Consider the following 20000-nt stretch of genomic DNA (forward strand, 5'->3'; position numbering starts at 1 on the left):
GAGGAGTTGGGTCTGTACTCGTTGCGAAATGGGTATGAGTCACTAAAAGTATATTCGGAACCGCCGTATGCGACCCACGCTTGTACGGTGGTGTGAGAGGACGGAGGCCGTGAGGCCTCCTCCTACTCGATTTTCTATCTCGTAACGGAATTAAAAATTACATTCGATTCTGTCGGTTGCCTTGAAAACTCCGCGCCAAGTTTCATTGTGTTTCACAATCATGTAACGAATACTTATCCGTCAACTATCAACTGGAAGATATAGATTAATGAAGTGGATGATTTTCGTTGTTGTTTGCTTTTTTACTGTGCCAGTGAATGCCCAAAACATCCAAGATGAATTGGGTACTCTCGAGGTGGAAAGACTCAAAAAGGATGGGTGGTTCGCCGCTTTATCTGAAGTTAGCATGGTTGGGGAGGCTGAACTAGAGCAACAATTCACAGAGATTTTGAGACTCTGCAATATTGAATACAGCCCAAATGAAGCACTTATTAAAGCGTGTGTTAGCGAGCAATTTGAACAATATCTCAGTGTACCGTTATCTGACTTACATCAGTGGGATGAGCACGTTCAGTCGCTTGATAAAGCCAACATGAATATCGATGAACAGCTAAAAGCTCTGGAAGCTGAGTTAGTTCACATCAGCAGCAAAACAAAACTTACACAGGCAGATATTCAGAAATTGAACCACGTAATGCAGCAGATGAGTGAACTCGCCCTCGAGAAAACCAATGCAGCGACTGAACATATGGAAGGCGTTACGCCTTATATCGAAAACATAATAAATAAGTGAAATCAACAAGTCGCGCACAGGTCGCTGGCTGTTGGTTTTTACAAGTGGAATGATTAGCGAGGAACAAGGATGAGAACACGCGCTTTATTTGGACGTTTGATGGTGCTAACCATCGGCCTATCATTTTCAACAATGATGTCTGCCGATGACAATCTCTTTACACCAATGCCAGACTCTAAGGTGGACAAGCAAATGCTACGCCACTATTCACCCTATTGGATAATAACCAACATTAGTGGTAGCCAACCAAAGAGTGAGGTTGTCAAAGGAAAGTTGCAGCGTATCAACTATAAATTGCCCCCAAGTTATCTTCCAGAACATGCGGTGAACAACTATGCTGCTCAGTTAGAAAAGCATGGTGCTCAAGTGATATATCGTTGTAACAATGAGCAATGTGGTAACGCAAATAAGTTGTTTAAAATGGTTGCGCCACTCAACACCACCTCAAAACAGAAACCTTCTTTGCTCACCGCTAAGCTATCAAGCGGCGTCAAAGAGCTGTACGTCTCTGTTTATGCGTCCAACTGGCAAAATGCGATGAACGTACAACTTGATGTGGTAGAGATCATTCCAGAGCCATTAGACTTGGTGGCAATCAACACTGATTACTTAGGTTCGGACGTTAAGCAAATTGAGTATCAAGATCTCAAGCACAAAGACAAAAGAGGCTCGAGTGATCACCCGATGATTCAACGCTTGCCGGGCGCCTATATACGCGATTATAAACAGGTGGGCTTTGAACAGACGCCAGTCGCTGTTGGAGACCAGCTTAAAATTGAACAGCGTGAAGGTAAGATCACGTCAATCGGTTATCGGCTGCCCCGAACTTACTCGGAATATGAAGTCGATGCCAACTACAAAGCGGCGTTTGAGAAACTTGGCTTTGAACTTCAAGCAAGTTGTTCAGGCAATGAGTGTGGAAAGAAAACTCAGTTTATCCAAAAAATCAAAGCTGTGGTGGATAACGGCAATGACAAGAGTCAAAAGTACCGCCTTTACACTCTACTGCGCCCAGAGGGAAATGTGCATGGTTTGGTTTATGTGGTGGGTTATGTAGGTGCGCTTTGGACCGAAGTCCGCATTATTGAAGAGACCGCTTTAGTCGACAGCCGCGTTGAGATAGACCTAGATGGGTTGATTAACGGCATTGAGCAAAACGGATACGTTGCCTTAGATGGATTGCTGTTTAAGTATGACAGCGATGAGATGCTGCCAGAAGCTGTATCTGTATTGGAAACATTAACCCAATACCTCAAAGCGAATCCACAAGGTTTATTCTATGTGGTAGGGCATACAGATGATAAAGGTAAACAACAATATAATACCTCTTTATCGGAGCGACGAGCGCAAGCAGTAGTGAATGCCTTAGTGAATCAACACAGCATTCCTAAAGGGCAATTAACGCCAAGAGGCATGGGGGAGTTCTCTCCTGTCGCCAATAACTTCCATGAAGAAGGGCAAAAACAAAACCGCCGCGTCGAACTTGTATTACGCTCAGATAGTAAGTAGTACATCGAGTTACAATAACTCCATCGTGTTACATTCAAGCAGCGGCAAAAGTCGCTGCTATATCAGACTTAAGTGTCGCACAACGACTTAACACTTAAATAGCTGTATTTATATACAGTTATTTTTATTTATGAGTATATCCATCAACTTGTTCGTTATATTAGTCGGACAATTGGGGTTAATACGCAAGTTAAGACTGAGTTGTTACCGCAAACCAATCCTCTTTTTCTACTAATCACTTGAGAGTAAATGCTTTTTTGTTGGGCATCATCCATGTGCATTAAGTTAGTGCAATTTCCCCACGTCAGTGCACCTCAAGTAACTGCTGGCACCCAGATATTTATGCATCACGATAAAAACATCATTAATTACAGTACGATAGCGTTTATTGATGGAATAACTAGATCTTGGAACACTCTTTGCTCTATTAGTCGCTTAGTTATTGATTTCACCATCATGGTGAAATCAAAAATTTGATGCACAGGATAAGTGCGCTACAAAACACGGAGACAATTAATCATGAGTGTAACTGCTAGTCAGGTACATGGAGCTGTACAAACACTAACTCAAAGTTCCGACACACTTTTCTTATTACTTGGCGCCATTATGGTTTTTTTGATGCATGCAGGCTTTGCGTTTCTTGAAGTGGGAACGGTGCGCCAAAAGAACCAAGTTAACGCTTTAGTTAAGATCCTTGCTGATTTCGGGATATCAGCCATCGCATATTTTTTTATTGGTTATTGGGTCGCGTATGGCGCCAATTTTTTTGCTGACGCAGAGACTTTATCGCAAGGTAATGGCTATGAGTTAGTGAAATTTTTCTTCTTACTGACCTTTGCAGCAGCGATACCTGCCATTGTTTCTGGCGGCATTGCCGAACGCGCTCGATTTTACCCAATTTTAATCGCAACATTCTTTACCGTAGGTCTTGTTTATCCATTGTTTGAAGGCATGATTTGGAATGGCAATTTTGGTGTTCAAGCATGGTTTGAAGCGCAGTTTGGTGTGGGGTTTCATGATTTTGCTGGTTCGGTTGTGGTGCATGGCGTAGGTGGTTGGATCGCGTTAGTAGCGGTTATTTTCTTAGGTATGCGTAAAGGACGTATTCGCGCCGGCAAACATACTAACTTTGTCCCTTCAAACATCCCGTTTCTTGCGCTTGGCGCATGGATTTTATGTGTCGGCTGGTTTGGCTTTAATGTGATGTCAGCGCAAAGCCTAAGTGGCATCAGTGGCTTAGTCGCGATGAACTCATTAATGGCGATGGTAGGTGGCATAGTGGCGTCACTTATCGCGGGTAAAAATGACCCAGGCTTTATCCACAACGGACCATTAGCGGGGCTTGTGGCTATCTGCGCAGGCTCTGATTTAATGCACCCAATTGGCGCACTGATTACCGGCGCAATTGCCGGCGTACTGTTTGTGTTCCTATTTACCTACTTACAAAACAAAACCAAGATTGATGATGTATTAGGTGTCTGGCCTTTACATGGTGTCTGCGGTGCTTGGGGCGGTATTGCGGCGGGAATTTTTGGTCAATCAGCATTGGGCGGATTAGGTGGCGTAAGCTTTTCTGTGCAGGTTTTGGGGACTTTGCTTGGTATTTCTGTCGCGCTGATTGGTGCCTTGATTGTGTACGGGGTAATTAACGCTCTGATGGGATTAAGACTCTCAGAAGAAGAAGAGTACAACGGTGCAGATTTAACCATTCACCGTATCTCTTCAACGAACGACGACTAATAAATTAGGATTTTTGGAGTAGGGATTGAGGTGAACTACGCACCTCAGTCCTCGATAATTGTTAGCAATTTCCTTTTTTAGCTTGTCCCGGCGGGCAAAATTTGTAGTTGCCATTGTGTTTGTTGTCGCTATCTTTAGTGCTCACCTTAACTTGAACATCATCGATTTCGCCTTCAACATGGGTTAGTTGACACCCAGCAAGTGCGGTCAGTAATACAGCGACTAGAGACAATCTCAGCATTGCTTTTCCTCTCAATTTTTAACTTTCATGACCAGCATTACGACCATGGTCTAATCCATATTACTACTGTTGTTATTCTTTCAGTGTTAAGCTTGAGTAAAAGAATGACAAGGATAGGTTATGGATTTCCCTTATAGAAATATTGTAGTACTTACAGGCGCGGGCATCTCTGCTGAGTCGGGGATTCAAACTTTTCGTACCCAAGATGGACTGTGGGAAAACCACCGCATAGAAGATGTGGCGACACCGGAAGGTTTTGCGCGCAATCCTGATCTGGTACAAGACTTCTACAATCAACGTCGTAAAAAACTGCAAGATGAGTCAATCAAGCCTAACGCCGCGCATAATGCGTTAGGGCGCTTGGAGCGCGAGCTAGACGGTACCGTGACTATTATTACGCAAAACATCGATAATCTGCATGAGCGTGGTGGTAGCGAAAATGTCATTCACATGCACGGGGAATTACTTAAAGCGCGTTGTAGCGAATCCAACCAAGTGATCGATCACAGCGAAGATATCCAAACCGGCGAATTGTGCCATTGCTGCCAAATGCCGGCCCAGATGAGACCACATATCGTGTGGTTTGGTGAAATGCCACTGCGCATGGGCGATATTTACGCGGCGATTGAAAAAGCGGACTTATTTGTCTCGATAGGTACATCAGGGGTGGTGTATCCAGCAGCAGGCTTTGTACATGATGCACGTATGCATGGCGCACACACGATTGAAATTAACTTAGAACCCAGTGCGGTAGAGAGTGAATTTAAAGAAAAGCGCTACGGTAAAGCGAGTGTTGAAGTACCAAAACTGGTTGATGAGATCCTTGCAGTAAAAAAGGCTAGAACAGCTTAGTTGACTGCGCTACGCACTATAAATAAAAGCGGCTACCAAGGTAGCCGCTTTTAAATTCTGGTAAGTACAATAAATTATCGTACTTTCAGCTTTTGGAAGTACTCATCGTAAAGCACGCTTGCTTCACCCACTTCATCTTGCCATTCACCGCTATCCATGATCTCCTGTGGTGGGAAGATATTTGGATCGTTAGCAAATTCTTTTGGTAGAAGCTCTAGTGCAGTTTTAACTGGAGTAGGGTAACCAATCTCTAGTGCAATCTTAGCCGCGTTCTCTGGACGCAGTAGGAAGTCGATCATCTCGTGAGCCGCTTCTACGTTTTTCGCACCGGCTGGAATTGCTAAGCTATCCATCCAGAAAATCGCACCTTTTTCAGGCCAGATGATATCGATCTGAGCGCCTTCTTGGCGAGCCATGTATGCTGAACCGTTCCAAAGCATGCCTAGTGATACTTCACCAGCTAGGTATGGGTTAGCAGGGAAGTCTGAGTTAAAGACTAATACATTTGGCATTAGTTTTTTCAGCTCTTCATACGCTGCTTCGATTTCAGCTGGGTTGGTTGTGTTAGGTGAGTAACCTAGTTTAGATAATGCGATATGGAATACTTCACGAGAATCATCCATTAGCATTAGCTGGCCAGCCCACTTGCTGTCCCAAAAATCAGACCAGTTTTTCACTGTGTCTTTAGGTAGCATTTCAGAGTTGATACCAATACCTGTCGCACCCCAGATGTAAGGGATAGAGAAGTTGTTGTTTGGATCAAAAGGCTTGTTTAGGTAGTTTGGATCCAGATCAGCAAAGTGTGACAATTTCGACTTATCAATTTTTTGGAGCATGCCTTCTTTGCGCATCTTAGATACAAAGTAAGTAGACGGTACTACCAAATCGTAACCGTCACCTTGAGTTTTCAACTTCGCGTACATACTCTCATTTGATTCGTACGTTGAGTAGATTACTTTGATGCCAGTTTCTTTTGTAAAGTCTTCAAGAACTTCATTAGGGATGTATTCCGACCAGTTGTAGAAGTACAGTTCTTGATCAGCAGCCATCGCCGAAGAAGCGAATAGGCCAGCTGCGCATAGTGCGCCTGCATAGAATTTACTTTTCATTATATTTCCGTTTTATCTCACCAATTCAGCACATTACCAATCCTGATAATATCCTCTGAGTCAGCATATAAAAGTATAAAAGTGATTATGACTAGATTATGAATAATCTAGCAGCACGCGATTATATCAGCCCCCAAATAAAAAAGGCAGCGAATGCTGCCTTTTTTAAATGCTATCAAGCGGTTTATTGACCTGCTTTAAGCTTTAAGAAGTAATCTTCGTATTTAACCGTCAGATCACCAACAGAGTCTTGCCATTCTACGCGGTCAAGATCTTCTTGAGATGGGAACAGTGGTGCAACATCTTGGAACTTGTCGTTAGATGCTTTAACCGCTGTTAGGTAACCAGTGTCACCAGAAATTTGCTCTGCGATTTCTGGGCGTAGTAGGAAGTCGATCATCTTGTGAGCCGCTTCTACGTTTTTCGCGCCAGAAGAGATAGCAAAGTTATCTACCCAACCAATACCGCCTTCTTTAGGGAATACAAGTTTAAGTGGTAGACCTTCTTTTTGTGCAGCAGCAGCAGAACCGTTCCAAAGCATACCAACACCAACTTCACCAGACATGTAAGGAGCACCTGGGTTATCAGAGTTGAATAGTAGAACGTTAGGCATTAGCTTTTGTAGTTCCGCGTATGCTTCGTCAATCTGTTTTGGATCCGTAGAGTTACCAGAGTAACCTAGCTTACGTAGTGCAATGTGGAATACTTCACGAGTATCGTCCATTAGCATTACTTGACCTTCAAGCTCAGGTTTCCATAGGTCAGTCCAGCTTTGGAAGTCATTTGGATCGTACATATCAGTATTAACCGCAAGACCAGTGATCGCAACGACGTGTGGAATAGAGTAGTCGTTGTTTGGATCGAATGGCTTGTCTAGGTAGTTTGCATCTAGGTTCTTGAAGTTAGTCAGTTTAGACTTGTCAATCTTCTGAAGCATACCTTCATCACGCATCTTCGCTACGAAGTACGTAGAAGGCACAACTAGATCGTAACCTTGGTTATGAGTCTTTAGCTTTGCATACAAAGTTTCATTCGACTCATAAGTTGAGTAGATTACTTTGATGCCTGTTTCTTCGGTAAATTGTTCTAGGATATTACTGTTAATGTAAGGACCCCAGTTCATAAATACCAATTCTTTGTTTTCGTCCGCTGCCACTGAACCAGAGAACAGAGAAAGCGCACATGCACTACCAGCTAATAGAGTAGCCCATTTTTTCATCGACGTTAGTCTCCAAACCAAACGTTGCTCAGAATACAAATAACTGAGCGTTTAAAGTAAAACAGAATGGCTTTGCCATTCTGTTTCGTGAAAAGTCCGCGATTCTACTTCACTTTTTCCCTTGCAAGCAACTGCGAAGTTACTACAAGCGCTAAAGAAATAATCAGCATGACTGTCGCAAGGGCATTCACCTCTGGAGAGATGCCCACTTTGACCATCGAGTAAATCTTCAATGGCAAAATTTCGTATGTTGGACCAGTTACAAATGAACTGATGATCACGTCGTCTAACGATAACGTAAAGCTTAACAACCAACCTGCCGCAACTGCTGGCTTAGCCAGAGGAAGAATGATTTGTTTTAGAATCACCCATTCGCTTGCGCCAAGATCTTTTGCCGCTTCCAACATTTTCACATCGAAACCATTTAAACGGCTGTATACAGAAACCACTACAAACGGTAGACAGAAAGTTATATGCGCTACCAACAGAGTCAGGAATCCAAGCTGTGCACCCATTACTAGGAATAGCGCCAGTAGCGAAATCGCCATCACGATATCTGGTGACATCATAACTACGAAAAGCATACCGTTTACTAGACCTTTACCCTTAAACGAGTAACGGAATAGGGCAACAGCAGTTAAACTACCGATAAGTGTAGCAGCTGTTGCTGAAAACACTGCAACGTTTAACGAGTGCCATGCTGCTTGCATTAAGCTGTCGTTATTGATCAGCGTTTCATACCATTTGGTAGTAAAGCCACCCCATTTCATACCAAAGCGGTTATCGTTAAATGAGTTAACGATTAGAACGATGATAGGAAGGTATAGAAACGCATACACTAGCGTCATAAAGCTAAATCTAACTGTACGTCCCATTAGTCTAGCTCCACTTTCTTGTTCAATAGTTTACCTGCTCTGTAGTAGGCGTATAGCATCACAGCCATGGCGAAGGTGAGGGCAATACTGGTTGCCGCACCAAATGGCCAGTCACGTGCGTTAAGCACTTGGCTCTTGATTACGTTACCAATTAGTAGGTTCTTCGCACCACCTAGTAGGTCAGAGATGTAGAACATACCTAGTGCTGGAAGTAGAACCAGCAGACAGCCACCGATGATACCTGGCATAGTTAACGGTAGAATCACACGAGTAAAAGTCTGGAACTTATTTGCACCCAAGTCTTTTGCTGCTTCAATGTATGTACCGTCTAACTTCTCGATTGCGCTGTACAGCGGCAGAATCATAAATGGTAGCAGGATGTATACTAGACCAATCATAACCGCTGTTTCGGTGTACATAAGGCGAAGTGGCTTATCGATGATTTCCATCGCCATTAACGATTTGTTCAAGATGCCTTGCGTACCCAATACAATTTTCAAACCGTAAGTACGGATCAGTGAGTTAGTCCAAAAAGGAACAATCACCAAGAACAGCATGAACGGACGCCATTTCTCTGGCATTTTCGCTACGATGTAAGCAAATGGGTAACCGATAATCAAACACAGTACCGTCGCAACGATCGCCATGTAGAAAGAGTGCATCAGCACTTTCGCGTATAGCGGATCCATTAAGCGCAGGTAGTTATCGAAAGTAAACGTCATTTCGATAAGGTTTGCTTCGTCACGAGTCAGAAAGCTGGTACCGATGATCATTAGGTTTGGCACTAACACAAATAGCGTTAGCCAGCCAACAATCAGAGCGATGATAGCGTTCTGAAGACTAATCTTCTTGCTCATCATTTAGTACAACCTCCCAGCTTTCAACCCAAGTAATAGCAACCTTTTGGCCAAGAGAGTGATCCACATCTGGATCGTCTTCGTTGAAGAACTCACTTACCATTACGCGCATGCCTGATTCAAGTTCGATAACTGAATCAAGAGTCATACCCTTGTAAGTACGTTCTACAACGTGACCTACAATTCCGCGTTGTTCAGACTCTTTGATCTCTTCGATGCGTAAGTCTTCTGGGCGAAGTAGTACTTGAAGTTTATCGCCTGGGTTTGCTTCTTGGTCGTAGTAAACCACTGACTCAACACCTTCGATTGATGCGCGAATACGCTTCTCATCTAGACGCTCAAGCATCTCTGTGTTGAATACGTTGATTTCACCGATAAAGCGAGCAACAAACAGGTTCTTTGGCTCTTCGTAGATTTCACGTGGCGAACCATCTTGCTCGATCACACCTTCACGCATAACGATAATGCGGTCAGACATAGACAGTGCTTCTTCTTGGTCGTGTGTTACGAAGATAAAGGTGATACCTAGTTGACGCTGTAGCTGCTTAAGCTCGATTTGCATCTGCTTACGCAGTTTGTAATCAAGTGCAGACAAAGATTCGTCTAGTAGTAGAACTTTAGGTTTGTTAACTACAGCGCGCGCAATCGCGATACGTTGTTGTTGACCACCTGAAAGTTGGTGTGGCTTACGCTGCGCCATTTTCTCAAGGCGAACCATGCGTAGTGCTTCCATTACACGAGGCTCGATTTCAGCTTCTGCCACTTTCTGCATGCGCAGGCCAAATGCCACGTTTTCAAACACGGTCATATGAGGGAATAGGGCGTAACTTTGGAATACAGTATTTACATGGCGCTGCTCAGCAGGAACCTGAGTGACGTTTTGACCGTCAAGGATAATGCTACCATTATCAGCGGTTTCAAAACCTGCAATCATCCTAAGAACGGTGGTTTTACCACAACCTGATGGACCTAGAATTGTTAAAAATTCACCGTGGTTAACATCAAGGTTAAGATTACCGATGATTTCCTTGCCATCGAAACTCTTACTAATCCCAGTTAAACGGATAACTGGTTGCTCTGCTGTTTGTTTATTCAACGTCTGTTTTTCTCCCACATTGGTCATTCTAAGCTCAAAATCGTAAATGACCCGCAGTTACACAATTAGAGCCGCGCATGATAATCACCAATAGTGTGAATTCAAAGCATTTTCTTTCTTCAGAATAGAAAATTTTTCGCAGGTAAAAGTAAAGATTCTTTACCATACTGTTTTTACGGAAGTTGCGTGCTTCTATACTGGGAAGTTAAATGCATCAATTTCAACGTAAACCCTTGATGATTTATAACTATGCTGGTTAATTATCAACCAAACGAACAAGAAAGCAAGCGAGCAAAGTAGATTCCATGTGAGTCTTCAGAGGCTTTAAGTATAATGCGCAAAGTCGCAATTTTTACTTACAGCGTTAAGATTGCCTATAGAGAGTGCCTATAGAGTGACATTCACGGTATTTTTAATGCCATGTATCTGAGAGCGATGTTCTACTCAGGTACAATCATGCGAAATCGTAATTTTAAGCCGGATTTGATAATGAGTAATGATATAGAAAAAGACTTTAACCTAGGTGGAAGTATTGAACGTGCGGTCTCCGGCAACTATGAGTTGAAAGCAGGAGATGTATTTAGAGAAGCATGGGCACAAACTGTGAAAAACTTCCTGTCATTTTCACCAGCCATCATCATGCTTTTGTTTGTACAAGTCGGTGTTTTCTATATCGCACTTAAGTTACAACTTGGTGACCCATCGATGATTTTCGATGCGATTACCGACCCAGAAGCATTCAATCCATCCATTGTGCAAGCGATATATATAGCTAACTTCAGTTACGAAGTGATAAGCGCGCCGATTTATGCGGGTATCTGTTTAATGGCGATGAGCCATTCAGCGGGACTTACAACTAAGCCACGTCATATTATGAAAGGCCTGCAATATACAATCCCAGTCATTCTGGCAACGCTATTTAGCTTAATGTTGCAAGGGGTAGCAGGAATGCTATTGCCGTTCTTGTCTATGTACTTATCTGTAGCATTCAGTAATTCAATTTTGTTGATTTGTGAAAAGCAAGTGCCACCAATGCAATCGCTGTTGTTGTCACTGCGTGCAGTTAACAAGAAAATCTTCGTCCTATCAGGCATTTACATCATGGTAATGCTGATGTTTATTGCAGGGGCGATGTTCTACGGTATCGGACTAATTTTCGTTTTACCGTTCTTCTTCCATGTAAAAGGCATTATTTACCGAAATATGTTCGGTATTAAGCTGAAAATTGTCGCGTCAGATAGACCTAAAGATGACGATGACCATAACCCACAGGTGTTTAATGCGTAAAATTGACTTTTTCGCCCTAACAGCCACTCTTGCAGTGGCTGTTTTTGGTTGGTACCACTTTGAATTTCAACCTGAAGACGAAGAACAATCTTCAACCAATAATGTGGTATTTATCGGGAAAGCAGTTGGGGCGGCACCTAATTTTGCGGGCTTTGAAGATGTAAATCTTAAAAAGAAAGCTTTCTTTGACTATCTGAGACCAGGTGTTGAACTAGAAAATCAACGTGTACAAAAAGAGCGTGCACGCTTGGTTCGCATTGAAAGTAACTATCACACGAATAAACTCAGCAGTGAAGACAACAGTTATGCTAAGCGTTTAGGTCAACTGTATGACGTAGAGCTCACCACTGAAGGCATTACGGAAGCGTGGTTAGATAAAATGCTTCATCGCGTTAACGTGTTACCTGAAGCGTTAGTGATGACCCAAGCCGCGAATGAATCAGCATGGGGCACATCGCGATTCGCGACTAAAGGCAATAACTACTTTGGGCAGTGGTGTTACACCGAAGGCTGCGGCCTTGTTCCGTTACAACGTAGCGAAGGCTCGTATCATGAAGTTGCAAAATTTGAGTCAGTACAAGAATCCATACATCGTTATTTTATGAATGTGAACCGCAACAAAGCTTACTTTGATCTACGTGCTATTCGTTTTGACCGCCAAAATGAAGGCCAAAGCTTGATTGATACACAAGCCGCAGTTGCACTAACTAATGGATTACTCAAGTATTCTGAGCGAGGTGAGGCGTACGTCAAGGACTTGCAGACAATGATCAGACATAATGACAAGTTCTGGACAAATTATAACGATCAAACGAATTGATGAAAAAAGTAACGCTCACACTTTTAACAACAGCGCTTTTAGGCGCTGTTGCTTTACCTAGCCAAGCTCAAGAATACATGTTCACTTATTCAAAGCTCTATTCACATATGAAGAAAAATGCCAATGGAGGGCATGACGATGTGAAAGTAGGGTTCTTCTTTGTCAACGCTGACACCAAAAAACTCTGTAATATAGAGAAAGCTTGGATGGAAAAAGAGGAACATTACGAAGAGCTTAAGATATCGGATTATCAAGAGGTTATGGTGCCACTTGATGACAACTTAAAATCTGCCAACCCTCTGGTGTTTGTCGACACACCTCAGGACATGCGTTGTGATTTCTCAATGGTTGTGATGACCAAAGAGCCATTTGATGGACAAGTTAATTACGAAGAAGTAAAAGTATTACTACCCCAAATGCAAGCGATCCTAGTTGAGCTAGGTGGTATGTTCGCTAGCTGGTTTACGCCGGATGTTGAAGGTGTAACACTAGAATTTGCTAATGAACTTAACTCTCAGGTTAGCTTCTCTAATGGGACAACCAAGCCGATTGTAAACGGCAAGGTTCAAATTGCTTTGAGCGAGATTGGTGAAGGGGGTTCAATGACGTTACCTGAACCAACAGCTAGAGTGCTGCCATATTTGCCTAAAGCAAAGTAATACTCACCAATTTACGTAAACGTAAAAAAGGTCGCAGATGCGACCTTTTTCTTTAATAACGTGTTGCGTAAGACAACTTATAAGTTTGTTACATCTAGCTTAAGGCTAGGGTCAAACTCTTGCACGATATCTTCATCAACAAAGTTTTGTGCAGGGATCTCTTCTTTATCAAAACCGATGTCGCCGCCGTTAATTACGCCTGAATCACGATCAATCGATTTGAAGTCAAACAGTTCAAAATCTGCTAGGTGGCTAGGTACCACGTTTTGCATTGCGCGGAACATGCTCTCAATACGGCCAGGAAAACGCTTGTCCCAATCGTTTAGCATCTGCTTAATGTTTTGACGTTGTAGGTTTGGCTGTGAACCACATAGATTACAAGGAATGATAGGGTATTCACGCATGTCAGCATACTTGATGATATCTTTTTCACGGCAGTATGCTAGCGGACGAATAACAACGTGTTCACCATTGTCTGAAACCAATTTAGGTGGCATGCCTTTCATTTTCCCGCCGTGGAACATGTTTAGGAACAATGTTTCTAGGATATCGTCACGGTGGTGCCCCAAAGCAATCTTAGTTGCGCCGAGCTCTTTTGCCGTGCGGTACAAAATACCGCGACGCAGGCGTGAACATAGTGAACACGTCGTTTTACCTTCAGGGATCTTATCTTGCACGATTGAGTACGTGTCTTCTTCTACAATCTTGTACTCAACGCCAATTGATTCTAAGTACTCAGGCAGAATGTGACCAGGGAAGCCTGGTTGTTTCTGGTCTAAGTTTACCGCCACTAATGAGAATGAAATAGGCGCGCTCTTTTGCAGGCTCATCAGTATTTCCAACATAGTGAAGCTATCTTTACCGCCAGATAGACAAACCATGATGCGGTCGCCATCTTCAATCATGTTGAAGTCTTGGATCGCTTGGCCAGTGTTGCGGCGGATGCGCTTTTGAAGTTTGTTGAAATTATATTGTTGAGCTTTAGTTAGCTCTTGAGTTTGCTCGGTCATTAGTTCGCAGTCTTATCTGTAATCTTAAAACACATCAATACTCAAATAAGGCCATAAATGCCTTAAGAAAAGTACGAAGGGCGTATAATACGGATAAATCACCGAGAAGCCAGTGGTTTCGATGCTTGGACGGAAGATACTTGTATAGAATTAAGTGGGATAGAAAATTCCCCTCGATAGTGAGGGGAATGTAATTCAACGTGTTAGATAGCGGTTGCTGGGTCCAACGGACTAATATAGCCTTCTGGTTTTAATGCCATAACGTCACAATTTATCTTATCAATAACGTGTTCCGCGGTGTTACCAATAAACACGGCAGATAAGCCAGTACGGCCCGTTGTACCGATAATGACCATCGCAGCGTTAAGTTTTTGTGCTGCCTCTGGGATGATATCTTCTGGTAAACCTTGCTCGACAATGGTCTGTTCTTCATCGTAACCATGTTTCTGACGTAATGCTTTCATCGCGGTTAAGTGATGACCACGTACTGCATCAGTGTAAGTGGTCGGATCAAACTCAGGCAACTCAATGGTTATATTAGCCGGCGTGACCGGATAAGCGTTGACTAAGTATGGGCGAGCACCTAGACGCTCTGACAAGCTATTCAGTTGGTCGACCATCGAATCATTTAAGGTTTGATGGGTTTCATTTTCAGAGCCCACATGAACAGAAGCAAGAATACTCGCATTTTCTGGCCATTCTGAGTTTTTAACTAACAACACAGGGGCTGGGCATTTACGCAATAAGTGCCAATCAGTCGGGGTGAAAATGACTGACTCTAAAACATCATGCTTGCGTGTGCCTTTAATTACAATGTCGTGCTCGCCTGCAAATACCTGCGCGATTACGGCTTCGTATGGACGGTTATGCCATACAACGACAACATCGAAATCAATTGAATCATTAATGTAGGGCTCAGCTACAGTTCGCATCCACTGTTCACGTTGATGAATAACGCCTCTACGCATGGCATCTCTCTCATCAACCGAGAGCATAGATGTCATATCATATGAGAAATCATAAATGGAAAGGAAGAACGTTATGTGACTGCGAGAGCGGCTTTTGGCAGCTAATTGCATAGCGCGCGCAAGTGCAGGTTGCTCGTCGCTATTAATATTGGCTACTACTAGGATGTTATTATAAATACTCATTGTTAACTCCTTAGTGAAGAGGAGACTTATACCTAAGTCAACCGGGCCGACATCTACCCAATTGTCTTAAAAATAGTTGGGCATAAGTTCACTTTAGCGTAGTTCGATGAGATTTATTAGCAAAAAATGCGGGAAACAGGGGGAAAGTATGATGTAGCTCATCAAAGAGCTACATCATTGAAGTTATTAAGATTCTGTTGAAACGCCAGCAAGGTGTTTCAGAGCATCGTGGTCAATAATGGTGATGTACTTACCTTTAACGCTCAAAATTTCTGATTTTTGGAAACGGCCCAATAGACGGCTGATAGTTTCAACCGTTAACCCAAGGTAGTTACCAATATCTCCGCGCGTCATGGTTAAACGAAATTCACGTGGGCTAAAGCCACGTTGAGAGAAACGCGTAGAAAGGTTGTATAGAAATGCAGCTAAGCGTTCTTCAGCGTTCTTCTTTGAAAGCAACAAGATCATTTCTTGGTCGCCTTTGATTTCGTTACTCATCAAACGCATAATTTGTTGGCGAAGCTTAGGCATCTTTCCTGAAAGATCATCCAAAATTTCATATGGAATTTCACAAACCATAGATGTTTCAAGAGCTTGTGCGAAACTAGGATGGCTGTCATCAGTAATTGCATCAAAGCCCACCAAATCACCAGCTAGGTGGAACGCTGTAATCTGTTCGTCACCTTGCTCTGTAATAGTGTAACTTTTGATGGTGCCTGAACGAATCGCGTAAAGCGACTTCAACTCATCACCAGCCTTAAATAGTTCTTGGCCTTTTTGAATTGGTTTCTTACGTTCAATGATTTGGTCAAGTTGATCCAGCTCAGACTCATTTAGCGTAAATGGAATGCAAAGCTGGCTAATGCTGCAATCTTGACAATGTATAGCACAACCACCCGACTGAATGCGTTTTGCAGGCTTTTCAGAAATCATAACAACCTTTCACTATTTGATATACATCAATATTTTACCACCGCTAATTAATAAAAGGTAGCTAAAAAAGGCGCTTAAAAACAGTAATCTATCAACCTAGCGCTAATAATTTTAGGGATCCATAGGCCGTATAAATGCCGTAGGCCAAGATTAGCGCTGCTGCGATGTTTCTAAAAACCGAAGATTGTTGCAACTTATGTAAATACTGAGAACCATAACCAACCGCAACCATGGCTGGCAGAGTCCCAAGTCCAAATGCCATCATGATCAAAGCACCGTTGAGACTACTACCTGAAACCACCGCCCATGTAAGCGTTGAATAGACGAGTCCGCAAGGTAACCATCCCCAAACAAAGCCGAAAGGAATAGCATGAAGAGGGCTCTTAAGTGGTAGTAGCTTTTTACCTGCTGGAGAAACAAATCTCCATAGTGATTGCCCCAGCTTTTCTACTACTAATAAACCTTGCCACCAACGAGCAATGTAACAAGCAAGTAGCACCATAAACAAAGCGGCAACCAACCGCAGCCAGGCAAAGCTATGGTTCAAATTTGCGACGTCTGCAACAGTCGAAACCGCGCCACCAATTACTCCGCCGATCAATGCATAACTACCGATGCGACCAAGATTGTAATAAAGAGGGATCAAAGCGGTCGGATTAGACTTGCCCATGGAGAGAAGAGAGGCAATTCCACCGCACATACCAACACAATGGCCAGCACCGACTAGGCCAATGAAAAACGCGGCTACAAAATCAGCATTCATTTGTGATTTTTATCCTGATCGTCCTCGTCAAACAATATGTTATGACCTTGACGTTCTAGATCCTCAAACTGCTCGCTTTTTACTGCCCAAAGGAAAATTCCGACCGCGACACAGACAAGCACAATTGCAATAGGGATTAAAATATAGAGGCTTTCCATGATTACTTACCTTGTTCCTTAAGCAATCTAAGTGAATTAGATACCACAATGATTGAACTTGCCGACATGCCCACCACTGCAAAGTATGGTGCGACGAGACCAGCAACTGCCAATGGAAGAATTAATAGGTTATAGCCTAACGACCAAGCGAGGTTTTCGGCAATAATTCTTCGCGTTTTAAGCGCTAGCTCACGAGCTTTTAAGATGCGGTCTAAATTATCACCAAGCAATACCATATCGGCAGATGCTTTCGCGACGTCTGTGCCGCCACCCATTGCGACAGAAAGGTGCGCACCAGCAAGTGTCGGGGCATCATTAATACCATCACCAATCATCATAGTAATGTCATTCTTGTCGCCTGATTTTAAGTATTGCAACTTATCTTGCGGTTTGGCTTCGGCAATCACATCATCAATACCGATTTGCTTAGCGACCAAGTCAGCATTTGGCTTCGAATCACCAGTAAGCAAAGTGACACGTACACCAGCTTGTTGGAATTGCTTAATGAAAATCTCAGCTTCTTTACGGATCGGGTCTTGATAAAAGAAGGTGGCGATATGTTTGCCTGCTAAAGAGAGGTAAATTGCATTGGCTTGCGCTGCGCCAGCATCCGCCAACACAAAATCGGCGCTACCAATTTTTAGTTGTTGCTCTCGATGCTGCCCAGAAACTCCCGAACCAATCGTGTTTTCAATTTCATCTACAACAACATTGGGGTCATGGTAAATACGAAATGCTCTTGCTAACGGATGGTTTGCATGCGCTTCCAAAGAAGCCGCCAGTTTAAGAGCAAGATCTCGGTCAATATCGCTGAACAGCGACACATCGCTAATCACAATATCGCCATGAGTTAACGTGCCCGTTTTATCAACAATGAGGTGATTAACTTTGCATAAGGTTTCAAATACGTGGCTTTTGCGCAGTAGGATTCCAAAGTTACCCATACGCGAAGTCGCACAGGTTAATGCTGTTGGTGTTGCGAGAGATAGGGCACATGGACACGTTGCAACGAGAACCGCCAACATAATCCAAAAAGCATCTTCAGGTTGGTGTTGCTGCCAGTAGAACCAGGTTGCCGCTGCAATAATGAGGATCACTGCGACAAAGTAGCGCGCGACAATATCGGCAATCTCGGCGATTTTCGGTTTGGAAAGTTGAGCTTCATCTTGCAAACGCACAATGTTAGATATCATTGAATCCGCTTTTGATGAGCGTACTTCTAAGACAAATGATTCTTCACCATTAAGCGTGCCAGCAAATACGGTATCACCTAATTGCTTAACAACGGGTACAGATTCACCAGTTAACATAGATTCGTCAATGTGAATACGACCTTCAACAATCACACCATCCGCTGGAATGTGTTCGCCCGGTAACACGCGAACCTGATCACCAACAATTAGCGACTTAACTGGTACTTGCTCGCCATCAAGAGTCGTTGCCATCGCAGGTATCAATTTAAGTAAATTACCGCTGGCAGCAGCAGCTTTGCGTCTAGCTCGCATTTCAAGAAAACGACCGACCAAAAGGAAAAAAGCGAACATCGAAATCGATTCGAAGAAAACTTCACCTTGCTCGGTAATCGTGGCCACCATGCTTGCGACATAAGCAAAGATCATCGCAATAGATACCGGGACATCCATGCCTAGTGTGTGGCTTTTTAAACTACGCCAAGCATTGATATAGAAAGGCAGTGCAGAGTAGAGCATGACAGGTGTCGCGAAAATAAGGCTCACCCAACGAAAGTAATTTTTAAATTCCGTGTCTAAGTCGCCAAATACTTCTAAATAGAGCGCTACCGCAAGCATCATTACTTGCATGGTGGCAAGGCCAGCGATACCCAAACGATAAAGGTATTGTTTCATCGCTTGGTGATAAGCTGCTTCCTGCTGGTCGGCTTCAAATGGAGCGGCTTTATAGCCTAAACGATGTATAACCGATAGCAACTCACTGAGCTTGGTTTGGGTATTGTTCCATGAGAGCAATGCACGATTAGTAGCGGTGTTTACTCGAATTCGCACAACACCTTCGGTATGGGAGAGTTGCTTCTCAATCAACCAAGCACAAGCCGCACAAGAAATACCCTCCAGTGACAACGTCACCTCGGAAAGCTCATCACTGTTTCTGACAAATTCATTTTGAACGTCTTGATTGTCGTAATGAATCAGAGCTTGAAGTTGTTCAGGGACGAGATCAGCTTTTTCAGCGGGGGCCGTGCGATATTGATAGTAAGAGACCAAACCGCTATCGACGATGGTTTGTGCCACAGTCTCACAACCGGGGCAGCACATGTCGCGGATATCACCCAATATCTCTACTTTAAAGTCCGTGTCGACTGGTACATCTTCACCACAGTGATAACACGCTTTGCACATAATACTTTTAATCCATTAATACAGTAGCTGTCTCAGAAGGGAAATTAACACGACCTTGGATTAACCAGGCTTTGTCATGAGGAGTCAACTCAATAAACCACGGTCCTTGAATGGCGCTTTCTAACTTAATACGGTAGTTACCAGAAGCGTCTGAGGTGACCAACTGATTAAAGTCTTGGTCTGCCAAAGTTCGGTGAGCAAACATCGCAGATAGAGCAGGGAAATGAGGCATATTGCCTTTATCAAATTGGATGATGATATCGGCACCATCGGAAATAATGTTCGCTTTAAGGTTCAAATCTTTAGCTGCATTGACCTTAGATATATCGATGTTTATCCCTTTACCTTTTTTATAGTAATCCTCAGTGACCAAGGATGGGGAGTTTTTGATAGAAATAGACAAGGTTATGAACGCCGCCACAACAACCGTTAAAGGAAGTGCGATTAGAAACCACGGCCAAAACTGCTTATACCAAGGCTTTACCATAAAAAAGTTCTCGAATGAAAATGTAAGTAGGAATAATTTAGCGAAATGACAGCCCCTACGAAAGGG

General features: G+C 43.2%; 20 protein-coding genes and 1 pseudogene. 8 read left to right on the top strand and 13 right to left on the bottom strand.

Going from position 1 to position 20000, the window contains the following annotated elements; translation table 11 throughout:
- The 4 genes and pseudogenes from IRQ95_RS22365 to IRQ95_RS00015 all read left to right on the top strand — a co-directional run.
- Positions 1-96, top strand: a pseudogene (locus IRQ95_RS22365) (group II intron maturase-specific domain-containing protein); the annotation flags it as partial.
- Between the two features lie 172 nt (positions 97-268).
- On the top strand, positions 269-793 hold the full coding sequence (locus tag IRQ95_RS00005) for a hypothetical protein (protein ID WP_194434981.1): 525 nt from the start codon (positions 269-271) through the stop codon (positions 791-793).
- A 69-nt stretch (positions 794-862) separates the two neighbouring features.
- On the top strand, positions 863-2302 hold the full coding sequence (locus IRQ95_RS00010) for an OmpA family protein (protein ID WP_194434982.1): 1440 nt from the start codon (positions 863-865) through the stop codon (positions 2300-2302).
- A gap of 519 nt (positions 2303-2821) precedes the next feature.
- Positions 2822-4042 (top strand): ammonium transporter, encoded by a 1221-nt coding sequence (locus IRQ95_RS00015; RefSeq protein WP_194434983.1) that lies wholly within the window; start codon positions 2822-2824, stop codon positions 4040-4042.
- 61 nt (positions 4043-4103) lie between these two features.
- On the opposite strand, the gene IRQ95_RS00020 is transcribed toward IRQ95_RS00015, so the two are convergent.
- Entirely contained in the window at positions 4104-4283 is a 180-nt protein-coding gene (locus tag IRQ95_RS00020) for a hypothetical protein (RefSeq protein WP_123781531.1), read from the bottom strand.
- Positions 4284-4403: 120 nt separating this feature from the next.
- Between IRQ95_RS00020 and cobB the strand changes: the two genes are divergently transcribed.
- Entirely contained in the window at positions 4404-5135 is a 732-nt protein-coding gene (gene cobB / locus IRQ95_RS00025; protein ID WP_194434984.1) for a Sir2 family NAD+-dependent deacetylase, read from the top strand.
- Positions 5136-5209: 74 nt separating this feature from the next.
- Here the strand turns inward: cobB and IRQ95_RS00030 are convergent, their stop codons facing one another.
- From IRQ95_RS00030 to potA, 5 genes are all read right to left on the bottom strand, one after another.
- Complete coding sequence (locus IRQ95_RS00030; protein ID WP_194434985.1) at positions 5210-6244, bottom strand: extracellular solute-binding protein; 1035 nt, start codon at positions 6242-6244, stop codon at positions 5210-5212.
- Between the two features lie 184 nt (positions 6245-6428).
- A complete protein-coding gene (locus tag IRQ95_RS00035) occupies positions 6429-7463 on the bottom strand; it encodes an extracellular solute-binding protein (protein ID WP_194434986.1) in 1035 nt (344 codons plus the stop codon).
- A 104-nt stretch (positions 7464-7567) separates the two neighbouring features.
- Positions 7568-8338, bottom strand: coding sequence for a spermidine/putrescine ABC transporter permease PotC (potC, locus tag IRQ95_RS00040; protein ID WP_075647941.1), 771 nt, complete (start codon positions 8336-8338; stop codon positions 7568-7570).
- Positions 8338-9195 (bottom strand): spermidine/putrescine ABC transporter permease PotB, encoded by an 858-nt coding sequence (potB, locus tag IRQ95_RS00045; RefSeq protein ID WP_171972050.1) that lies wholly within the window; start codon positions 9193-9195, stop codon positions 8338-8340. The genes potC and potB overlap by 1 nt, the downstream gene beginning before the upstream one ends.
- Complete coding sequence (gene potA / locus IRQ95_RS00050; protein WP_194435444.1) at positions 9179-10309, bottom strand: spermidine/putrescine ABC transporter ATP-binding protein PotA; 1131 nt, start codon at positions 10307-10309, stop codon at positions 9179-9181. Before potA ends, potB begins: the two co-directional genes overlap by 17 nt.
- 471 nt (positions 10310-10780) lie before the next feature.
- Here potA and IRQ95_RS00055 point away from each other — a divergent pair, with 471 nt between their 5' ends.
- The 3 genes from IRQ95_RS00055 to IRQ95_RS00065 are packed head-to-tail and all read left to right on the top strand — an operon-like array spanning position 10781 to position 13057.
- Positions 10781-11578 carry a DUF2189 domain-containing protein gene (locus IRQ95_RS00055; RefSeq protein WP_194434987.1) on the top strand — a complete coding sequence of 266 codons (798 nt, stop codon included), beginning with the start codon at positions 10781-10783 and terminating at the stop codon, positions 11576-11578.
- The gene (locus IRQ95_RS00060) at positions 11571-12398 is read left to right on the top strand and encodes a glucosaminidase domain-containing protein (RefSeq protein WP_194434988.1); all 828 of its coding nucleotides are present in this window, start codon (positions 11571-11573) and stop codon (positions 12396-12398) included. The genes IRQ95_RS00055 and IRQ95_RS00060 overlap by 8 nt, the downstream gene beginning before the upstream one ends.
- Positions 12398-13057: a DUF2987 domain-containing protein gene (locus IRQ95_RS00065; RefSeq protein ID WP_194434989.1), complete on the top strand. Its 660-nt coding sequence runs from the start codon at positions 12398-12400 to the stop codon at positions 13055-13057. The genes IRQ95_RS00060 and IRQ95_RS00065 overlap by 1 nt, the downstream gene beginning before the upstream one ends.
- 77 nt (positions 13058-13134) lie before the next feature.
- Here IRQ95_RS00065 and ttcA read toward each other — a convergent pair whose 3' ends face one another.
- The 7 genes from ttcA to IRQ95_RS00100 all read right to left on the bottom strand — a co-directional run bounded on the left by ttcA (position 13135) and on the right by IRQ95_RS00100 (position 19934).
- A complete protein-coding gene (gene ttcA / locus IRQ95_RS00070) occupies positions 13135-14067 on the bottom strand; it encodes a tRNA 2-thiocytidine(32) synthetase TtcA (RefSeq protein ID WP_194434990.1) in 933 nt (310 codons plus the stop codon).
- Between the two features lie 203 nt (positions 14068-14270).
- A complete protein-coding gene (gene uspE, locus IRQ95_RS00075) occupies positions 14271-15218 on the bottom strand; it encodes a universal stress protein UspE (protein WP_194434991.1) in 948 nt (315 codons plus the stop codon).
- 186 nt (positions 15219-15404) lie between these two features.
- Positions 15405-16151 (bottom strand): fumarate/nitrate reduction transcriptional regulator Fnr, encoded by a 747-nt coding sequence (fnr, locus tag IRQ95_RS00080; RefSeq protein ID WP_194434992.1) that lies wholly within the window; start codon positions 16149-16151, stop codon positions 15405-15407.
- Between the two features lie 91 nt (positions 16152-16242).
- On the bottom strand, positions 16243-16914 hold the full coding sequence (locus IRQ95_RS00085; RefSeq protein ID WP_194434993.1) for a sulfite exporter TauE/SafE family protein: 672 nt from the start codon (positions 16912-16914) through the stop codon (positions 16243-16245).
- Entirely contained in the window at positions 16911-17072 is a 162-nt protein-coding gene (ccoS, locus tag IRQ95_RS00090) for a cbb3-type cytochrome oxidase assembly protein CcoS (protein WP_194434994.1), read from the bottom strand. Before ccoS ends, IRQ95_RS00085 begins: the two co-directional genes overlap by 4 nt.
- 2 nt (positions 17073-17074) lie before the next feature.
- Positions 17075-19447 (bottom strand): heavy metal translocating P-type ATPase, encoded by a 2373-nt coding sequence (locus IRQ95_RS00095; protein WP_194434995.1) that lies wholly within the window; start codon positions 19445-19447, stop codon positions 17075-17077.
- Positions 19448-19454: 7 nt separating this feature from the next.
- On the bottom strand, positions 19455-19934 hold the full coding sequence (locus IRQ95_RS00100) for a FixH family protein (protein WP_194434996.1): 480 nt from the start codon (positions 19932-19934) through the stop codon (positions 19455-19457).
- Between the last annotated feature and the right edge of the window lie 66 nt (positions 19935-20000).

The sequence above is a fragment of the Vibrio fluminensis genome (genome assembly GCF_015278125.1).
GTDB lineage: Bacteria > Pseudomonadota > Gammaproteobacteria > Enterobacterales > Vibrionaceae > Vibrio > Vibrio fluminensis.